Raw genomic sequence first — 17,216 nt, 5'->3', positions numbered from 1 at the left:
GTCTCCTCAAATCTAAATATCCTTAGCTGCTTCGTATTGCTCCTCAATGCGGTGTTCCCGCGTCAAGACTAATTTGGCACTCAAAAAGACTTGTTTATCGATCGCATCAGCTTTATATAAATTGTCCAGCTCGATCGCCATCAATTCGATATCCCAAAGCCTTTTGCCGACATAAACAAAGATCCCAAAATGCTTCAAAAGCTGTTGAACATCATATAACGTCTTCATGAAAACCTCTCCCTCAAAATTATACTGGATATTGCCAGTGATTGAAACCGGTCTGCAACAATAATCCATATACAACTACTAGAGCAACAACACTAACGATCCGTTTCATCCTTGGAATAGCTCCTACATTAGGCACACCGACTGCATAAGAAGCCAAAAAGCCGGCCAAGAGTCCACCTAAGTGCCCCCAAATATCGATACCTCCTGCAAAGAGATCAAATCCAAGGTTAAGTACGATCAAAACTAAAAATTGCCGTGAGATCATTCTGATATACTGGTTCTGTCTAAATGATTCTCCTAGCATCAAATAGGCGCCAAAAAGCCCAAACAGCGAAGTACTTGCCCCCGCTGAAATGTTGTTTGAGAGTGCAAAACTCAAGATGTTGCCTCCCACGCCACTTATTAAATATAAGGCTAAAAAACGCCACTTGCCGAATAGCTGTTCCAGCTGTACTCCCAGAAAATACAATGTCAATAGATTTAAGGCTAAATGCTCTAATCCGATATGAATAAACATCGGCGTGAACAAGCGCCAAAGCTCACCTTGAATGATCAAAGGGTTGTATTTAGCCCCCCATGCGATCAAGTTGACTGCATTTTGAGTCCCGCCACTTAGAGTCATTCCAATAAAAACTAAAAGATTGACAGCAATCAGTCCGTAAGTAACGATCGGCTTTTTGTGAAAGCTGTTCATAACTGGTCCCCCAATTTGGTCTGGTTTATCCTATTTTAGCACAAACCACAGCTGAGGTCTTGCCTTTATGCAACCGGTTCATCAAACTTTCAAAAAAAAACAACAGGGTTTTAAACCTGTTGTTATTTTGTTTCACGATGTAAAGTAACCTTGTGATCGCGTGGGCAGTACTTCTTAAGTTCAAGACGATCTGGGTTATTACGCTTGTTTTTGTTTGTCAAATATGTTTGTTCATGACATTCTGTACATTCTAATGTAATATTTACACGCATGTTCTAAACCTCCCATACATATCAGTTCCTAAAAATGCACTTGGCATCTTCAACGTTTAATATCATATCATCTTTTGCCGTCGATTACCAGTATTTTTTAGCTATTTGTTAAGGAAAATTCCTTGACAGCAAAAAAATTGACTTTAAACACGCCTGTTACCTGTTTAAAGTCGATCAAAAATCATTTATTTAAAACCATCACTGGATTGAACTGTTTTCCAGTAAGCTTCATAGATCTGTTTGACAGTCTCAGTATTGATCTTACTGTTGGAGTCGGTAATATTAGGGAAAGCAACTACAACTACGACTTGGGGATCGTTAGCTGGTGCATAACTGATCGCACTTAAAGTCTCAGTCTCGGTATTGTTATAAAATGTTTGTGCTGTCCCTGTCTTAGCTGCGATCTCAGGTTTTACCGAAGCCATAGAGCCCCCAGTCCGATAAGTATTAGAACCATGGACCACGCGCCAAAGACCTGTTTTAACAACATCCCATTGATCTTTTGTACCATCAACGACATTCAAAACATTTGGTTGCATTTCGTATTTTACAGGACCTAACGAACCATCCCTATTCGTCTTGCGGATCGACTTTAGGATGTGTGGCTGCAAACGATAGCCCCCATTAGCGATCGTTGAAGCATATTGCGCTAATTGGATCGGAGTATACGCATCATAGTTACCAAACGATAAGTCTAACGCATTACCGATATGTGACTGATCGGCAGCCCCTTCAAACCCACTAGCTTCGCCTGGAATATCGATCCCAGTTTTGACACCTAGACCGTATTGTTTAAAGTTTTGACGCAATTTATCAAAGATCGAGGTCGGTAAATTGAGCGCTGCACCCGAAGTATATTTAAAGCCCCCTTCTAACATTGCCAATTTCATCATGTACGTGTTAGATGAGACCTGTAAGGCATCGGCCGCGGTAAGACTCATGTTAGCTGCCCCTGTCTTGTTGAACCAAGATGTCTTAGCCGCAGTACCGGCTAACTTGATCGGTTCTTCGAGTAAAGTATTGTTGGTCGGGGTGATAACACCATCGTTCAAAGCTCCCATGACCATCGCCCCTTTGACAACAGACCCCATTACAAAAGTCTGATTGATCGTTCCCAGTGCATTTTCTTTCACTTCACCCGTGGAAAGGTCACGACTGACCCCAGCTAAAGCATAGATCCCACCAGTCTTAGGATTCATTACAACGGCATAGCCTCCTGGAATATACGGATTGCTACCAGCGGCATTTTTCACATTATCCTCAACGATCTTTTGGACTTGATTTTGAAAATCCGCATTGATTGTCAATTGCAGATTATCCCCGGGACTACCGCCATATTGTTTGACTTCTTTGATGATCTCATTATTTTGCGTTTGAACATTAATGACCTCTTTTGTTCCCTTGAGCGCATTTTCGTATTGAGATTCGATATAACTTGAACCCACACTATCATTACGCGAATAACCCTCAGCCAGTAATTTATTGATCTGATCGCTAGGAAGTCCCTGCTTTTCTGACGTCACAGTCCCAATGACACTCTTAACTGATTCACCATTAGGATAAGAGCGTGCCCAACTAGTGCCGATCTTGACACCTGGTAATAAGGACAAGTGCTCGCCGACTTCAGCCATCTCGGTATCACTGACATCACTTGTCTTAAGATAGATGGTCGATAAAGCATAAGCACCTACCATCTTGGCATATAACACAGCTGCTTGTTCTTGTTTCTCTGACATCTTTTTGACTAAGTTGTGCTTTTTAACGTAATCGGTCTGCAACTTAGTCAATTTTTCATTATCTTGCATCGTATCGGCATTGGGAATATGCTTATTGACCGCTTCAGTGTGTTTAGGATCAGCTAAATAATAATCGACCTTATTACGCTCGGTCAAAGTATCAGTTTCAACACTGACATAATTAACTAAATTGTTAGCGACTTTATACATTTGACTTGAAGTCACGCTCAGCGGTTTAGTATACGTGATCGCACGTGAAGTATTATTGGCGACTAATAATTTTCCCGTTGAATCGTAGATCGTACCCCGTTGCACATTTCTGGTCTCAGTTTGATTGTCACTACTAGTTGCTTCCGACTCGAACTTAGGACCATGAATGATCTGCAGATAAGCTAATTGTCCGATCAAGGCTGCAAAAAGTAAAAAGACGATCAAAAAGAGAAAATTTAATCTGAATGGTATTTGCGAACGCTTTTGCTTATTTTGCGCATTCGCTTTTCTTAAGAATCTCACCACAATTCTCCTCTACTAATATTATTAACACTACGAATTATCCTAGCACAAATTAACTAAAATCGGTACCTCAGATACTACCTTTATATTATATACGATATACAGACGTTTAAATACTAAATTTTTTAAAAGACCAGTTAAAACAAGCACTATTCGAAATCCTTTTCTCGTTGTGGTATCCTATAAGCTGATAATATTCAAAAATTTGAAAGGATCACGCTAGATATGAAAGAATATCTCAAAAAACATTATCCCCTTGTTTTGAGCTTTTGGACTCCAGTATTGCTCATGCTTGGGTATTTTATCTACCGTGGCTTTTATCCCTTTGGTAGCTCCAGTGTGTTGACAGTCGACCTGGGGCAGCAATATGTCGACTTTTTTGCTTATTTTCGCCATACCTTGCTGCATTCCCCGAGTGAACTACTCTACTCATTTTCAAAAGCCTTAGGGGGCCCGATGATAGGTGAAGCTGCCTATTACCTATTGAGTCCATTTAATCTCTTATTTGTCTTTTTTCCTGGCAAATATCTGACAGCTGGATGTCTACTCATCTTACTACTAAAATACGGATGTGCTGGCTATACCTTTGGGCGTTTACTCAAAAACGAACTCAAATTGAATGGGTGGATGATCCCAGCACTTGCTACCAGCTATGCTTTGATGGGCTGGATGATCGCTAACCAACTGAATATGCTTTGGCTAGATGCACCGATCTTTTTACCGTTGATCATCTCAGCTTTATATCGTCTCTTACAAAAAAAGCGCAGTCTCGCCTACGTCTTATGGCTAGCTGCAATGATGATCATCAACTATTATATGGCTTACATGATCTGTCTATTTTTAGTTTTATTTTTTGCTTGGTATCAAACAGCATACTTTGCGGGTCTCAAAAAGTTTTGGTCACAGCTTTACCTTTTTATAAGTCGTTCCCTTTTAGCTGTTGGCGTCTCGGCCCTTGTCCTTGTTCCAACTTATTATTCGTTGGTCGCTAGTAAAGGACAATACACCGAAAAAAATTTCCAATTACACTTTGAATATGCTCCCCTCAAGATGCTTTCAAAATTTGTGATCGGCGCATTTAATTTTGAACAAATGCCCGAAGGATTCCCGAACCTTTTTGTCGGTAGTCTCGCTTTGATCGGCGCACTGCTATATTTTATCAGCTTAAAGACCGACTGGCGTTCAAAGCTAGCTGCCTTTTTAGTGAGCACCTTTCTTTGGCTTTCTTTATGCTTTGAACCACTTGACCTATTGTGGCACGGGATGCAATTTCCCGTATGGTATCCCTACCGCTTTTCCTTTGTCGTTAGTTTTTGGATGATCTTCTTGGCTGCCTTGGCTCTCAAAGAAAATCAATTTTGCCTTAAAAATCACCAATCTTTGATCTGCTTGGGGATCTTTACAGCTGGCTTGAGCTATGTTTATTTTAATTCCAAGAGTTTTGACTACGTATCAGAACAAGTTTTATTATTCACAGCTCTCTTCAATGTTTTGCTCTTACTCGTCTTGACGGTCAAAAAGACACCGCTCAACCAACGACTAACACCGCTAGTCATCTTTTTCTTGGTATGCTTTGAAATGTTAGTTAATACGGCTTATTCGCTCAATAACATCAGCTATTTGACTCAAGCTGAGTTTGCTGGGCCAACTAAAGTCATCGCCCAAGATCAAAAGAAATTGGCCCAATTAGATACTGGCTTTTATCGAACGGCTCAGCTTTATGGTCGGACTAAAGACGATAGCTTGGCTCATGATCTAAAAACAGGTTCTTACTTTAGTTCTGCCCTTGAAAAAAGTATCCCTGATTTCTATGGTCAATTAGGTCAACCCGATGGCGATAACTATGTGGGCTACTATAATGGAACTTTGATCAGCGATTCGTTGCTCGATATGAAATACCTCCTTCAAGCTAAAGATAAGGCCGAACTTGATCTAAGAGCTTCAGATAAAGTCGACCTTAATGTTACCAGTTATCGTCCCGATACCAAGCTTTATTCCCTACGCGCCCAGACTGATCAAACTAGGATCTATCAAAATCCTTATGCGATCGGACTTGGTTATAGTGCTGATAAAAAATTAAAGCAACTCAAAGTTCTCTATAATCAGCCACTGACCTATCAGACGAATTGGCTAAATGCAGCGACTGGCTCAGCTAATACGACTAAGTATTTTTATGCTGCTAATTTTAATGAAGTCGTCTTTCAAAATACTAAAAAGCAGATCAACCTTACGGGTGCCTTTTTCAAAAAGACCGATCTGGCTAAACCCGCGCAGATTATCTTTAAATTCACACCTGAGACTGATGACCCTTACTACCTGACACTCGGTGCTAGTCTCGATGGCGATTCTGCTACTTGGTATTTAGGGAGTAAAGAGTATCCTTACTATAAGACCTTCAGACATACAATCGTTTTAAATCCGACTGTATCTGGGAGTGATAATGAAGTCGTTATTACCGCTAAATTCAAGAAAAACAGTCTTTGGTTGGAGAATTTCGTCCTCTACCGCATGGATAGATCCTTGGTCGAACAAAAACTAAACCAGCTCCAAAAGAGTTCGTGGCAGCTTACAAAAGCTACTGCTCACAGATTAACGGGCACGATCGATATCACTAAGTCAAACCAACTCTTTGCGACAACGATCCCTTATAGCAAGGGCTGGCAGGCAAAGGTCGATGGTAAAGCAGTCAAGACCTACAAGATCCAAGATACCTTCGTTGGTTTTGATATCGGCCAAGGTAAACATCAAGTGACTTTGACCTTTACTCCACCCGGCTTATATTTAGGAATAATATTGACTTTAGTTTCACTAGTGCTAGTTTTCATAATAAGACTAAGGGAAAATAAAGCTTAAAAAAACGCATCTAATACAGCAAAAGTTGCCGTATTAGATGCGTTTTATTTTGTTACTTGATCTAGATCTTTACCATCGAGCTGTTGCCAAGACTTACTGTAGAAGTAATTATCGATCTGATATTTTGGTTTTGGTTGATCTTTAGTTAAAAATGGAGCTACTGCTTGATCCATCTTCAACCAACCACGCCAACCTAAGTGGATCGTATCTTGCATGAAATAGCGCTCACCATCATCCTTAGAAAGGTCAACGATATTGTTGAAACCTTGTTGTCGCAACTGATAAGTGATCTTTTGGTTAAAATCTTGCAACATTTCTTGTGATAAGCCAGTATAATCTGACCAATGTTTGTTTACTGGTGGGATCACAAAGATCACATCAGTATTATTTTTGGCAAATTGATTCAAGACTAATTGGAAATCAGCAAACTCAGGCGATCTTACATAGCTGTACTTGCTTTGCTTTCCCTTTAACTTCTTGTATTTTTTGCGCAAATTCTTATCAAAAAACTTATTACTGATCTCAAACGGATTATTCGTTGTGTTTTCTTGGCCTAGTTTATAAGCGATCGCATCAAGTTGTTCAAAATCATACTTATCGGGTAAGACTTTCGCAACTCTAGTGATCCTTTGCGTATTATCCTTTAAAGCCAGTGTCGAAAACAATTCATCTTCGTGTTGCAATTGGTTGTATTTCAAATCAAGATATGTCTTCATCGAGCTAGACAATTCTTGACCAGCTGCAACTTTTTGGATCGCTTGTTTTAAGATCGTATCATTTTGGACTGATGGCATCTGCAATAGACGCTTAGCCGCAAAACGGTCCATCTTATCGTCTTGTGCCTGACGCAACCACGTAACAGCTTCAAGATTGGAATAATATAGACCAAAGGCCCCGGGATCGGTTCCCTTAGGCACAAACCACTGTGGTGAGATGATCATCACAGCTTTTTTATTTTTCAACTGTTGATTGATCCCTTGCATCCCAAAAAATTGAGAAAGCGAGGTCGATCCTGGTCCCCCAAGTAAAAATGGGCGATAACTGCGATCATAGTGACTAGCTAAGGTAGCTGGATGAAAGGCGTCCATTCGCGATAATTCCGAAGAACCAAAAAATGGAACATAATTTTCTTCCAGAGCTTTTTGCTTCACCACTGTCCCTTTAAAAATATTCTTTGACTGGGACAAGGCAGCTACCTCAACTGTCTTATCATTGATCTTACGAAAATTAAAGGGTGAGATCAACAAAAGCGTCAATAGGACAGCCGCCAAAATGATCGGACCGAAGATCTTAAAGAGCTTCTTTTTTACGTCCATTACTGCATACTTTCTACTTTCGCGATAATTTTGTTAGGTGTGTTCCATTCAGTTCTTTCAAACTCAGAAACTGGCACGTCAACGCCACATTGAGCTTGTAATTCCAATAACATTTGCACTGTTCCCATTGAGTCTAAAAGACCAGTTTCAAAGATATCGATGTCAAGATCGTTTCTTACTTCATCGCTACCTGTTAAATCTTCTAAAATGTCCAATACTGTATCTTTCATGTTTAAAACCTCCAAAAATTATCTATGCAAAAAATAGTGTATTCAAAAAACCTGAGAAAATCAAGAAGCTAAAGCAAACTACATTGAATGTGATAAAGATAGCTAGAGCTTCCGTAAATTTGTTGTGCGGTATCTTCTCTTTGTGGCGCTTTTTAAAGCGTAACCACATATCACACAAATTGATCGCCACTGCATGATACAAACCATAGACGATGTAATACCAAGTTACTCCATGCCAAAAGCCCATGATCAAAAAGAGCGTCAAATAACCCACATTGGCGATCGCAATACGACTCTTGAGCAATTTCTTCTTCATCATAAAGAAGACTAACCGCATGTAGATGTAATCTCTAAACCAAAACGACAAAGTCATATGCCATCTGTTCCAGAAATCTTTGATATTCTTGGCAATAAATGGTTTGTTAAAGTTCATCGGCGTTTGGATCCCCATAATATAACTGATCCCGACCGCAAATAAACTATAACCTGCAAAGTCAAAGAACAGATCCATCGAGTAGGTATACATATACGCGATCACCCACCATGACCAGCCACCATGAGCTAAAGCCAAAGCAGAGATCTTAGGTAACATTACGACCCCAAATAGATATGCCAGTAAAAACTTGTAGACAAAGCCTAAAAAGATATACCACATGGCTTTATCTAATAAAGCTAAATACTTATCACGTGCGGGTACCTTTTTATAATCACCTAAAAATCTGCGGTAGCGGTCGATCGGTCCAGATGAGATCGTTGGGAAAAAGAGCAAGAAGTGGACAACTTCACTTAGTCCAACTTCTTTGATGATCCCATCTCTGATCTCCATGATCATCCCCACAGCTTTAAAGGTCAAATAACTGATCCCTAAAAAGCCAATGATCGATTCACGACCATTATTCATGACTGGTGCTAGCTTAACGATCACTAGCGGTAAGATCGACAAAATAACAGTCAAATTGAAGATCCAAGAAGCATTTTTACGTTTTCGATAAGCAAGGTAACCATAGATCAGCAAAAGTTCAAAAATAATATATCCGATCAAGGCGACCCCTTGTTCCCATTTTACGCCCCCAAAGGTCAGCAATAAAAATAGAAACGAGATGATCGTTTCATAAACTCTAAAGCGTCGACCGTATAAAAGTCCTACCATGATCGGCAAGAGACCGATCGCCAGTAATACAAAATAGGTCGGATCTTGGTACGGTTGCATATTAAGCATTAGTCATTAACCTCTTTCATCAAAGATTTTCGATCGATCTTACCGTTAGCTGTCAACGGCAATGAATCGACGTAAATAAATTTTTGAGGCATCATATATGACATCATCGTTTCTAAGAGTTCTTGTTTGATCGCTTGGGTCAGCTTGAAGTCACTCTCAAAATCTGCTGTCTTAGTCTCATCTTTGACCACATAAGCGATCAATTGACTGACTTTATGATCTTTACCATACCGTGGGACTGTCGTAGCTTGAGCAACATAGCTCACTTTATCTAAATGATGATCAACATCTTCTAGTTCGATCCTAAATCCGTGTAACTTGATCTGAAAATCGATCCGTCCCTTATACAACAACTGTCCGGCTTCATCATATTGTCCCAGATCACCGGTTTTATACGCAGGACGTCCGTCAAACTCAACAAACGCATGCGCCGTTTTTTCTGGATTATTCAAATATCCCTTTGAAACACTTGGGCCTGCGATCAAGATCTCACCACTTTGCCCTTGTTCAACTGGTTTGCCCTCTTCATCGATCAATACGATAGTGGTATCTGCCTTAGCTTGGCCGATCGGTAACCGTGGATATTTTTCCAAGATCTCAGCTGTGATCTCAACTGCACTGACAGCCACAGTCGCCTCAGTTGGGCCATAAGTATTATAGATCTTAGCTTCAGGAAAGCGTTGTTTTAAAGTCGCAGCTGTCTTGTGCGTTAATTCTTCCCCGCAGAAGAAGAAATGCGTCAATTCAGGAAGATTTTTTGCATCAAAAGTTGGTTGTAGTAAGCAAATATCCATAAATGATGGTGTTGAGACCCATTCACTCACATGCAATTTAGGTAAAACTGCAAATAACTCCTTGAAGTTATCCGTTGTTTCCTTAGGCAAGACTGTCAGTTGCCGGCCTGCTGTCAAAGTTGGATAGAGATCCATCACTGAGAGGTCAAAGGAATATGGTGGTTGTGATAAACAGATGCCATCTTTAGCCAAACCAAAATCCGTTTGCATCCAATTGTTGAAACTGACTAAATTATCGTGGCTGATCTGAACACCCTTTGGTACCCCTGTAGTCCCAGAAGTGAAAATGATATAGAAGTTATCATCTCCAGCAACATAGTTTTCAGAGGCTTCATATGTAGCCTTTGTCGCAAAAATTTCTGCCAACTTAGCTGGTGTAACGACGGGTAATGTCCCTAATTCTAAAGGCAACTCTTCGACTGCGATACAAGCAGCTGGACGAGCGATCTCATTTATAACTTCGATCCGTTCCAGTGGTGAATGAGCATCAACAGGGATATAAGCATGTCCTGCTTTGACTGCACCTAAAAAAGCAGCGATCATTTCAAATGTCTGCCCACCAAAAACGATCACAGGTGCACCTTTAGGTAAGTTTAATTCGACCAAATAACTAGCTAAAGCATCAGAATATGCCTTGAGCTCAGCATACGTATTGGTCTTACCTAAATAATCATAGGCAATTTTAGTTGGCGTTTCGATCCCCCAGTGATCGATCGCTTTGATTAAATTTTCTGCCAAACAAATCACTCCTAAAATTCGTTGTAGATAAAGTGTGGTTGATTTACACCACTGTAACTATAGAGATAGACCAGTGCAAATAAAACAGCAAAATAAAAAACTGTTTTTAAAGCAAATGTGACATACTCATTTTTAAAAAACTTTGTCCACTTTTCTTTCAATATTTTTCTCCTAATCTATATATTGATACGTAGGTAAAACCTACCTCAACTAATTTATATTACAATACTCTTATATTAGATTACAAGACTAATCGCACAAGGCTTGATCAGTCAAGCACTTGCCCTAAAGTAATTAAAGACCAATGCCCCCCAAAAAGCAAGGGCCAATAATTAAGAATATTTTAAGTTTACTTAGAATTCATCAATTCTTCAAATTGATCGATCGCATCTTTCGGCCCAGCCACCAAGATACTGTCGTGTAAGCCCAAAACGTCATCTGCGGCTGGCAGATTCATCTCACTCTTACTATGAGCGATCGCGATCACATTTAGCTTGTACTTATCGCGAAAATTCAATTCAGCTAATGACCGTCCAAAGAAGCGCGGATTAGTGATCAAGATCTCAGCCATCTTAAAGTTTGAATCCAGATCCAAGTAATCGATCATATTTTTAGAGGTCAAACTCCGCCCGATCCGGACTCCCATGTCGCGTTCGGGGTGGACGACCCGATCAACACCTAATTTTTCTAACACTTTAGCGTGATTTTCATTTTGAGCTTTAGCCGTTACATATTTGACGCCTTGTTCTTTGACCATTAAAGTTACCAAAATACTTGCTTGAATATCTTCACCGATCGCAATGATGACATGGTCAAAGTTTCTGATCCCCAACGAACGTAAAACATCTTCGTCTTGGGCATCAGCCACAACTGCTTGGGTCGCAATATCTTTATAGTCATTGACTCTAGCCTCATCATGGTCGATCGCTAAAACTTCTTGTCCAGCATCAGCTAGTGTTTGACAGACACTACCGCCAAAACGCCCGAGCCCGATCACGGCAAATGTTTGTTTTTCCATGCGTTTTTCTGCTATATAAAATATAGCTTTTCCTTTCTTGATTTTATTTACTACCGTCAACATAGTAATTCCATATTCTATCTAAACTAACTCTGATAGCTTAAGCAATTACTATATTTAAAAAGCCCAGTCAACTTTTAGCTGACTAGGCTTGCTTTTTAGTATTCCATTAAACAAAGTGTATCATAATCTTTGATACGTTCGCGTCCATTTAGATCCTTTAATTCGATGATAAAGGCACAGCCAACTACTTCACCACCGAGTTGTTCAACTAGGTCGATCGTAGCGCCGATCGTTCCGCCAGTTGCCAATAGATCGTCAACGATCAACACTTTTTGTCCCGGTTTGATCGCATCTTTGTGCATATAAAGTGCAGAAGTACCATATTCTAGATCGTATTTTGCTTCGACCGTTTCTCGTGGTAACTTGCCTGCCTTACGTGCGGGAGCAAAGCCAACACCTAACTCATAAGCCACTGGGCACCCTACGATAAAGCCACGTGCTTCAGGACAAGCGACCATTTCAACACCCTTATCTTTGGCAAATTGAACGATCCGATCCGTTGCTTGACGATAGGCTTCACCATCAGCCATTAAGGGCGTAATATCGCGAAAGATGATCCCTTTTTCAGGATAGTCAGGGATGCTTTCAACATAATTATTTAAATCCAAAGCCATTTTCTTAACTCCTTCTCTCGCCACTAACCTAAACGTTGTAATAGCCAGTCAGTCAATGCTTCATCTGAACTAGTCAAAACTAGCTCTTCGACTTGTATTTGCTGGCCATGTGTGCGATAACTATTTGTATCTTCTAATCGATGTGGACGTGCATTTTTTACACCGACTAAAATTCCATTCTTTATTGTAACAAATCCCGCCTCAAAAAACACCTTTAAGACTAAAACTAGTTGAGATTTTTCTAGTCCCACTTGAGTTGCAGCTTGATCAAGGTCTGTTTTTAAATTCAGATGTCCTACTTGGAAAACATATTTATACACCTTGGTAAAATCTGTTCGCTCGGGCAACGGTGCACTTTTAGCCTTGGTGTACAAAATAGCCCGGACTTTGGCACAATCAAGTTTACCTAAAACAAATTCCAATTGCGCAAGATTTTGGGGGAGATCGACCAAAACTACTTCATCTACGGTCAACTGTGGTAGATTTTGATCAAAAACGACACATTTTGAACCAGCGGGCAGATGAGCAGCAAAGCGTTTAGCCAGGTTCGCATTGAAAAAGCCATAAACAGCTGGACTCAAAAACTGCTCTTTTTGTAATCGTTCGCTGCGTTCAATGATAACTTGTGGCTTTTTCTTAGCCACTTGGTCTAAGTCTTTGATCAGTAATTGTGGACTAATGTTACCCCGCCATTCATTTTTATCGACCGCGGCGACAAATTTTAATGACTTAGGCTGAGCTAATAATTCCGGTAATTCATCACCGACTCCAAAAGCCAAGGCTGCCAATTGAGTCATACCCGTATTTAGATCCAAACGCAAATGATCATTTGTCTTGCCTAGAGCCTTAGCTTGTACAACTTGGTAGTCCGTGATCTCAAACACTGGGACTTCATTATCCGTTCCAAAAGGCGCTAGTTTATCTAACGAAGCGATCAGGTCCAGTGTAACTTCACTGGCCTTAAGCTTAGCAGTCACCTGCAAAACAGGTTTTTTCGTTGGATCAAGGTCTTGAGCTTTTGCCTCTTCATCTAAGATCGTTTGAAGTTGAGACAAATTGCTAGCTTCAAGTGATAACCCACACGCCATGTGATGGCCCCCAAAACTTGTCATCAGTTCCCGATGGCCATCCAAAGCATTGAATAGGTGAAAGGCTTCGATCGAACGTCCCGAGCCCTTAGCAATGCCTTCATCTGAAATATTGAGCACCAAAGTTGGTCGACCTGTTTTTTCGACCAACCGACTCGCTACGATCCCTAAGACACCTTCATGCCAATCAGGACCGGCAACAACATTGACTAAATGCTTTGGTTCTTGTTCAAGCTTGTCCAATGCTTGTTGCGTGATCTCTTCAACGATGTTTTGTCTTTGAATGTTCAAGCTCTGAGCTTCTTTAGCTAGGTCTGTTGCTAACTCATCATCTAATGTTGTCAGCAATTCAACACCGCTTTGTGCATGCTGCATTCGTCCGATCGCATTTAAGCGTGGTCCTAACAAAAAGCCGATCGTTTCCGACGTGATCGTTTGTTGGTCAACACCTGCAACTTCATATAAGGCCAACAAGCCAGGACGCAAGGTATTTTCCAAAGCTGTCAAACCAAATTTTACCAAAGCACGATTCTCTCCCGTCAGTGAAACGAGATCGGCCACTGTTCCGATCGTTGCTAGATCTAAAAGATCTTGGGGGATCTCATCTAAGAGTGCGGTCGCTACTTTGAAAGCTACTCCTGCTCCTGAAAGATCGCCAAATGGATATTTTCCCTTAGGATGACGGGGATGGATCACCGCATAAGCATGTGGTAGCGTTTGTGGTAATTCATGGTGGTCAGTGACGATCACATCAACCCCTTTTTCATTTGCTAAAGTTATCGCTTCATGCCCTGAGACACCGTTATCAACGGTCACGATCAATTCAGTTCCATCAGCGATCAACCGCTCATAGGCAGCTTTATTAGGTCCATAGCCATCTTTGAACCGATCAGGGATATAGTAATCAACATCGGCACCTAGTTGTGTCAAAGTTTCATACATGATCGCAGTACTAGTCAGCCCGTCGGCATCATAGTCCCCATAAATCGTGATATGCTCACCCGAAACGATCGCTTCTTGGATCCGATCAACTGTTTTTTGCATATCATATAATAAATATGGATCGTGAAAACTCGTACTTGATGGCTCAAGGAATGTACGAACTTCCTCGATCGTCGTATATCCCTTCTTCACTAACAGCTCAGCCGCTATCGTAGCCAAGCCAAATTCTTCTGCGATCGCTTGGCTAGCTGGAGTTGGGGCCAGGTTTTCTTCTTGCCATTGATATTTTGCTGAAGCCAATATTTTTCCCCCTACATCTAACTATTTTTCTTCTGTTTTTGTATCTTGCTTTATCTCTTGTTTAATGTTTTTATCTGCACGGCGCATTGCTTGGTTAGATTCTAATTTACTCTTGACCTGTTTTAATTCCTGTTTTTGTTGCAAGATCGTCGTCATCGAGAAAAGAACTGCTAAAATGACCCCCAAAAGTAACGAGATCACTAAGATCACCACTAACGGCATCGTAACTTGAGAAAAGCCAAAATTAACGGTCACAGGTTGCACATTTAACCATGAAAAGATCACGATCACTAAGACTAAAACTAAAATTCCGATCAAACTCCATTGTTTTTTCATAGATCTTACCTATCCTTTATTATTTTTTATTAAAGATCCCACCGGCCAGATGATCACCTAGCCAAGGAAAAATTTGATATCCATGATGCGCTAATTCCATATAATATGGCAAATTGAGCTCACGTTTACGCGTCCCTATCGCTTTAACGATCTTTTCAGCAACGATCTCAGGATTCAATGACATTTTCTTGACCCGATCGATATACTCGCCTGTTTCATCGGCGATCTCAAAGAAAGCTGTTCTGATTGGACCTGGATTGACCGTCAAGACTGCGATCCCTAAAGGCTTCAATTCTAAACGCAGTGCATTGGAATACGCGATCACTGCTGCTTTTGTAGCTGAATAGATCGATGATTTCGGAGTTGCGATCTTTCCACCGATCGAGGCCACATTGATGATCATGCCTCGTTTACGTTTAGCCATATTTAAAGCTGTATATTTAGTTACATACATCAAGCCTAAGACATTGACCCGAAACATTCTTTCGGCGATATCCATTCTAAAGTCCAAAGCTTGACGCATGAAGCCAAATCCTGCATCATTGATCAAAACATCGATCGGACCGACATTTGCCTCTACTTCATCGATCACTTTTTCGATCTGATGTGGATGAGAGACATCTAATTGGTAAGCATAGGCTAATCTCCCCGAGATCGCCCGACAGACAGCCATCACCTTTTCAAGCTTATCCTTGCGTCGCGCACACCCAACTACGATCGCTCCTTGCTTAGCCACTTGGTAAGCGACCTGTTCGCCTAAACCAGAAGAAGCTCCTGTGATCAAAACAACTCGATTCGTTAGGTCTTTTAATTGCTTATATCCTGTCATTAGCTTTTCTCACCTTTCTTTTTGAATGGAACATCGATCACATCGAAATCCTTGACCACCTTGACATTGCTAAAGATACTTGCAGCATCTTTTTGGAGTTGCGCTGCTAAAGGTCCGACATAACGTGCCGAAATGTGATTCAATAGTAATTGCTTGACACCAGCTTTATTTGCGATCTTAGCGGCTTGGATACACGTCGAATGATAATAGTTACGTGCTAGTTTGGCTTCACCTTTGCCAAATGTACTCTCGTGTACCAACACATCTGCACCTTGAGCTAATTCTAAGATCCCTGGGGTTTGTCTAGTATCACCTAAGATCGTAATGATCCGGCCCTTTTGAGGTTCGCCGATATAATCCTTACCATCAAGCGTACGTCCATCGGGTAAAGTCACAACTTCACCGGCTTTGATCCGACCATAGATCGGGCCAGAAGGAACATGTTCAGCTCGTAATTTATCGATCAACAGTTCACCAGGATGGTCTTTTTCTTCGATCCGGTAACCCACACATTCGATCCGATGATCTAGCCGACAAAATGAAACTTTGAACTTATCATTCTCAAAAATCACACCTTCGTCTGCTAACTCTACAAAACGCAGTGGGTATGAAAGATGTGTTTGCGAAACTTTCAAACTTATCCTCACAAAATCAGCGATCCCTTTAGGTCCATAGATCGTCAGTGGCCTTAATTCTTCGCCCCCTTGAAATGAACGACTGCTCAAAAAACCAGGTAGGCCAAAGATATGATCTCCATGCAAATGCGTTATAAAGATCTTATCGACCTTACGTGGTCTGATCGTCGTACGTAAGATCTGATGTTGCGTGCCTTCACCAACATCGAATAACCATACCGCATTTTCCTCATCTAACAGTTTTAGGGCGACCGATGATACATTGCGAAATTTCGCAGGTGAGCCCGCACCTGTACCTAAAAATTCTAATTCCATCAATTGATATTCCTATTCTAATCGGCAAAGCCGAAGTAGTTTTGCATATTATTCCTTTTATATTCTATCATCATTTCCCCAAGTAGACAAAGTGCCCTGATATAAAACCTCAGAGGAGCATGATCGCTAGAATAAAAATTTTGTTTTTATCGAACAAATGTTTTATAATATGATCGAGGTGAGTCCATTGCGTATCAGTGATTTTTTACATTTGACCACAGAACTCGATCCAACTTTAAAAGTTTATTTCACAACGCCCACGCAAACTTTGCCAGTGGGGATAGTGCGCTTTTTGCCGACCGAAGTTATTTTATTGCCAACTAAAAAACCGCTGACACTAAAAGAACTTCATTTAAAGTTAGCAACCGTAGCGTCAACTACAACACTGAGTCTAATGTCTAATGAGACACCCCGACCACTTTTTGGCCTTAAGATCAGCCCCGCAAAATTATTACTTAAATAAAAAAGATGCCTTCAAAACTG

At 40.8% G+C, this 17,216-nt stretch carries 17 protein-coding genes; 2 read left to right on the top strand and 15 right to left on the bottom strand.

The genetic code is table 11. The features are described 5' to 3' along the window. Positions 1–12: 12 nt before the first annotated feature. From GSR62_RS04035 to GSR62_RS04020, 4 genes are all read right to left on the bottom strand, one after another. Entirely contained in the window at positions 13–228 is a 216-nt protein-coding gene (locus GSR62_RS04035; protein ID WP_004047356.1) for a YqgQ family protein, read from the bottom strand. A gap of 19 nt (positions 229–247) precedes the next feature. Continuing rightward, positions 248–922: a rhomboid family intramembrane serine protease gene (locus GSR62_RS04030; protein WP_010688853.1), complete on the bottom strand. Its 675-nt coding sequence runs from the start codon at positions 920–922 to the stop codon at positions 248–250. A 122-nt stretch (positions 923–1,044) separates the two neighbouring features. Further along, positions 1,045–1,194: a 50S ribosomal protein L33 gene (gene rpmG / locus GSR62_RS04025; protein WP_004047352.1), complete on the bottom strand. Its 150-nt coding sequence runs from the start codon at positions 1,192–1,194 to the stop codon at positions 1,045–1,047. A 185-nt stretch (positions 1,195–1,379) separates the two neighbouring features. Then, on the bottom strand, positions 1,380–3,443 hold the full coding sequence (locus GSR62_RS04020) for a peptidoglycan D,D-transpeptidase FtsI family protein (protein ID WP_010688851.1): 2,064 nt from the start codon (positions 3,441–3,443) through the stop codon (positions 1,380–1,382). 225 nt (positions 3,444–3,668) lie between these two features. Between GSR62_RS04020 and GSR62_RS04015 the strand changes: the two genes are divergently transcribed. Continuing rightward, on the top strand, positions 3,669–6,296 hold the full coding sequence (locus tag GSR62_RS04015; RefSeq protein WP_066023846.1) for a YfhO family protein: 2,628 nt from the start codon (positions 3,669–3,671) through the stop codon (positions 6,294–6,296). Between the two features lie 44 nt (positions 6,297–6,340). Here the strand turns inward: GSR62_RS04015 and dltD are convergent, their stop codons facing one another. The 11 genes from dltD to rnz all read right to left on the bottom strand — a co-directional run bounded on the left by dltD (position 6,341) and on the right by rnz (position 16,733). Next, the gene (dltD, locus tag GSR62_RS04010) at positions 6,341–7,612 is read right to left on the bottom strand and encodes a D-alanyl-lipoteichoic acid biosynthesis protein DltD (RefSeq protein WP_035449052.1); all 1,272 of its coding nucleotides are present in this window, start codon (positions 7,610–7,612) and stop codon (positions 6,341–6,343) included. Continuing rightward, on the bottom strand, positions 7,612–7,842 hold the full coding sequence (dltC, locus tag GSR62_RS04005; RefSeq protein ID WP_004047344.1) for a D-alanine--poly(phosphoribitol) ligase subunit DltC: 231 nt from the start codon (positions 7,840–7,842) through the stop codon (positions 7,612–7,614). The genes dltD and dltC overlap by 1 nt, the downstream gene beginning before the upstream one ends. Before the next feature lie 22 nt (positions 7,843–7,864). Then, positions 7,865–9,061 (bottom strand): D-alanyl-lipoteichoic acid biosynthesis protein DltB, encoded by a 1,197-nt coding sequence (gene dltB / locus GSR62_RS04000; RefSeq protein ID WP_010688847.1) that lies wholly within the window; start codon positions 9,059–9,061, stop codon positions 7,865–7,867. Then, the gene (gene dltA, locus GSR62_RS03995; RefSeq protein WP_035449050.1) at positions 9,061–10,593 is read right to left on the bottom strand and encodes a D-alanine--poly(phosphoribitol) ligase subunit DltA; all 1,533 of its coding nucleotides are present in this window, start codon (positions 10,591–10,593) and stop codon (positions 9,061–9,063) included. Before dltA ends, dltB begins: the two co-directional genes overlap by 1 nt. A gap of 11 nt (positions 10,594–10,604) precedes the next feature. Then, on the bottom strand, positions 10,605–10,754 hold the full coding sequence (locus tag GSR62_RS03990) for a teichoic acid D-Ala incorporation-associated protein DltX (protein ID WP_004047341.1): 150 nt from the start codon (positions 10,752–10,754) through the stop codon (positions 10,605–10,607). A 188-nt stretch (positions 10,755–10,942) separates the two neighbouring features. Next, positions 10,943–11,611, bottom strand: a complete 669-nt coding sequence (locus tag GSR62_RS03985) for a potassium channel family protein (protein ID WP_004047340.1) — start codon at positions 11,609–11,611, stop codon at positions 10,943–10,945. Positions 11,612–11,769: 158 nt separating this feature from the next. Then, on the bottom strand, positions 11,770–12,288 hold the full coding sequence (locus GSR62_RS03980; protein ID WP_029507309.1) for an adenine phosphoribosyltransferase: 519 nt from the start codon (positions 12,286–12,288) through the stop codon (positions 11,770–11,772). 23 nt (positions 12,289–12,311) lie between these two features. Further along, positions 12,312–14,618 carry a single-stranded-DNA-specific exonuclease RecJ gene (gene recJ, locus GSR62_RS03975; protein ID WP_066023845.1) on the bottom strand — a complete coding sequence of 769 codons (2,307 nt, stop codon included), beginning with the start codon at positions 14,616–14,618 and terminating at the stop codon, positions 12,312–12,314. A gap of 21 nt (positions 14,619–14,639) precedes the next feature. Next, positions 14,640–14,954 (bottom strand): LapA family protein, encoded by a 315-nt coding sequence (locus GSR62_RS03970; RefSeq protein ID WP_010688841.1) that lies wholly within the window; start codon positions 14,952–14,954, stop codon positions 14,640–14,642. Between the two features lie 19 nt (positions 14,955–14,973). Beyond that, positions 14,974–15,783 carry an SDR family NAD(P)-dependent oxidoreductase gene (locus GSR62_RS03965; RefSeq protein WP_010688839.1) on the bottom strand — a complete coding sequence of 270 codons (810 nt, stop codon included), beginning with the start codon at positions 15,781–15,783 and terminating at the stop codon, positions 14,974–14,976. After that, the gene (gene rnz / locus GSR62_RS03960; RefSeq protein ID WP_010688837.1) at positions 15,783–16,733 is read right to left on the bottom strand and encodes a ribonuclease Z; all 951 of its coding nucleotides are present in this window, start codon (positions 16,731–16,733) and stop codon (positions 15,783–15,785) included. The genes GSR62_RS03965 and rnz overlap by 1 nt, the downstream gene beginning before the upstream one ends. Positions 16,734–16,920: 187 nt before the next feature. On the opposite strand from rnz, the gene GSR62_RS03955 reads away from it, so the two are divergent. Then, positions 16,921–17,196: a hypothetical protein gene (locus GSR62_RS03955; RefSeq protein ID WP_066023901.1), complete on the top strand. Its 276-nt coding sequence runs from the start codon at positions 16,921–16,923 to the stop codon at positions 17,194–17,196. Positions 17,197–17,216 lie beyond the last annotated feature (20 nt).

This window comes from Ligilactobacillus animalis, assembly GCF_009933595.1.
Classification (GTDB): Bacteria; Bacillota; Bacilli; order Lactobacillales; family Lactobacillaceae; genus Ligilactobacillus; species Ligilactobacillus animalis.
This window is presented reverse-complemented; position numbering and strand designations above follow the sequence as displayed.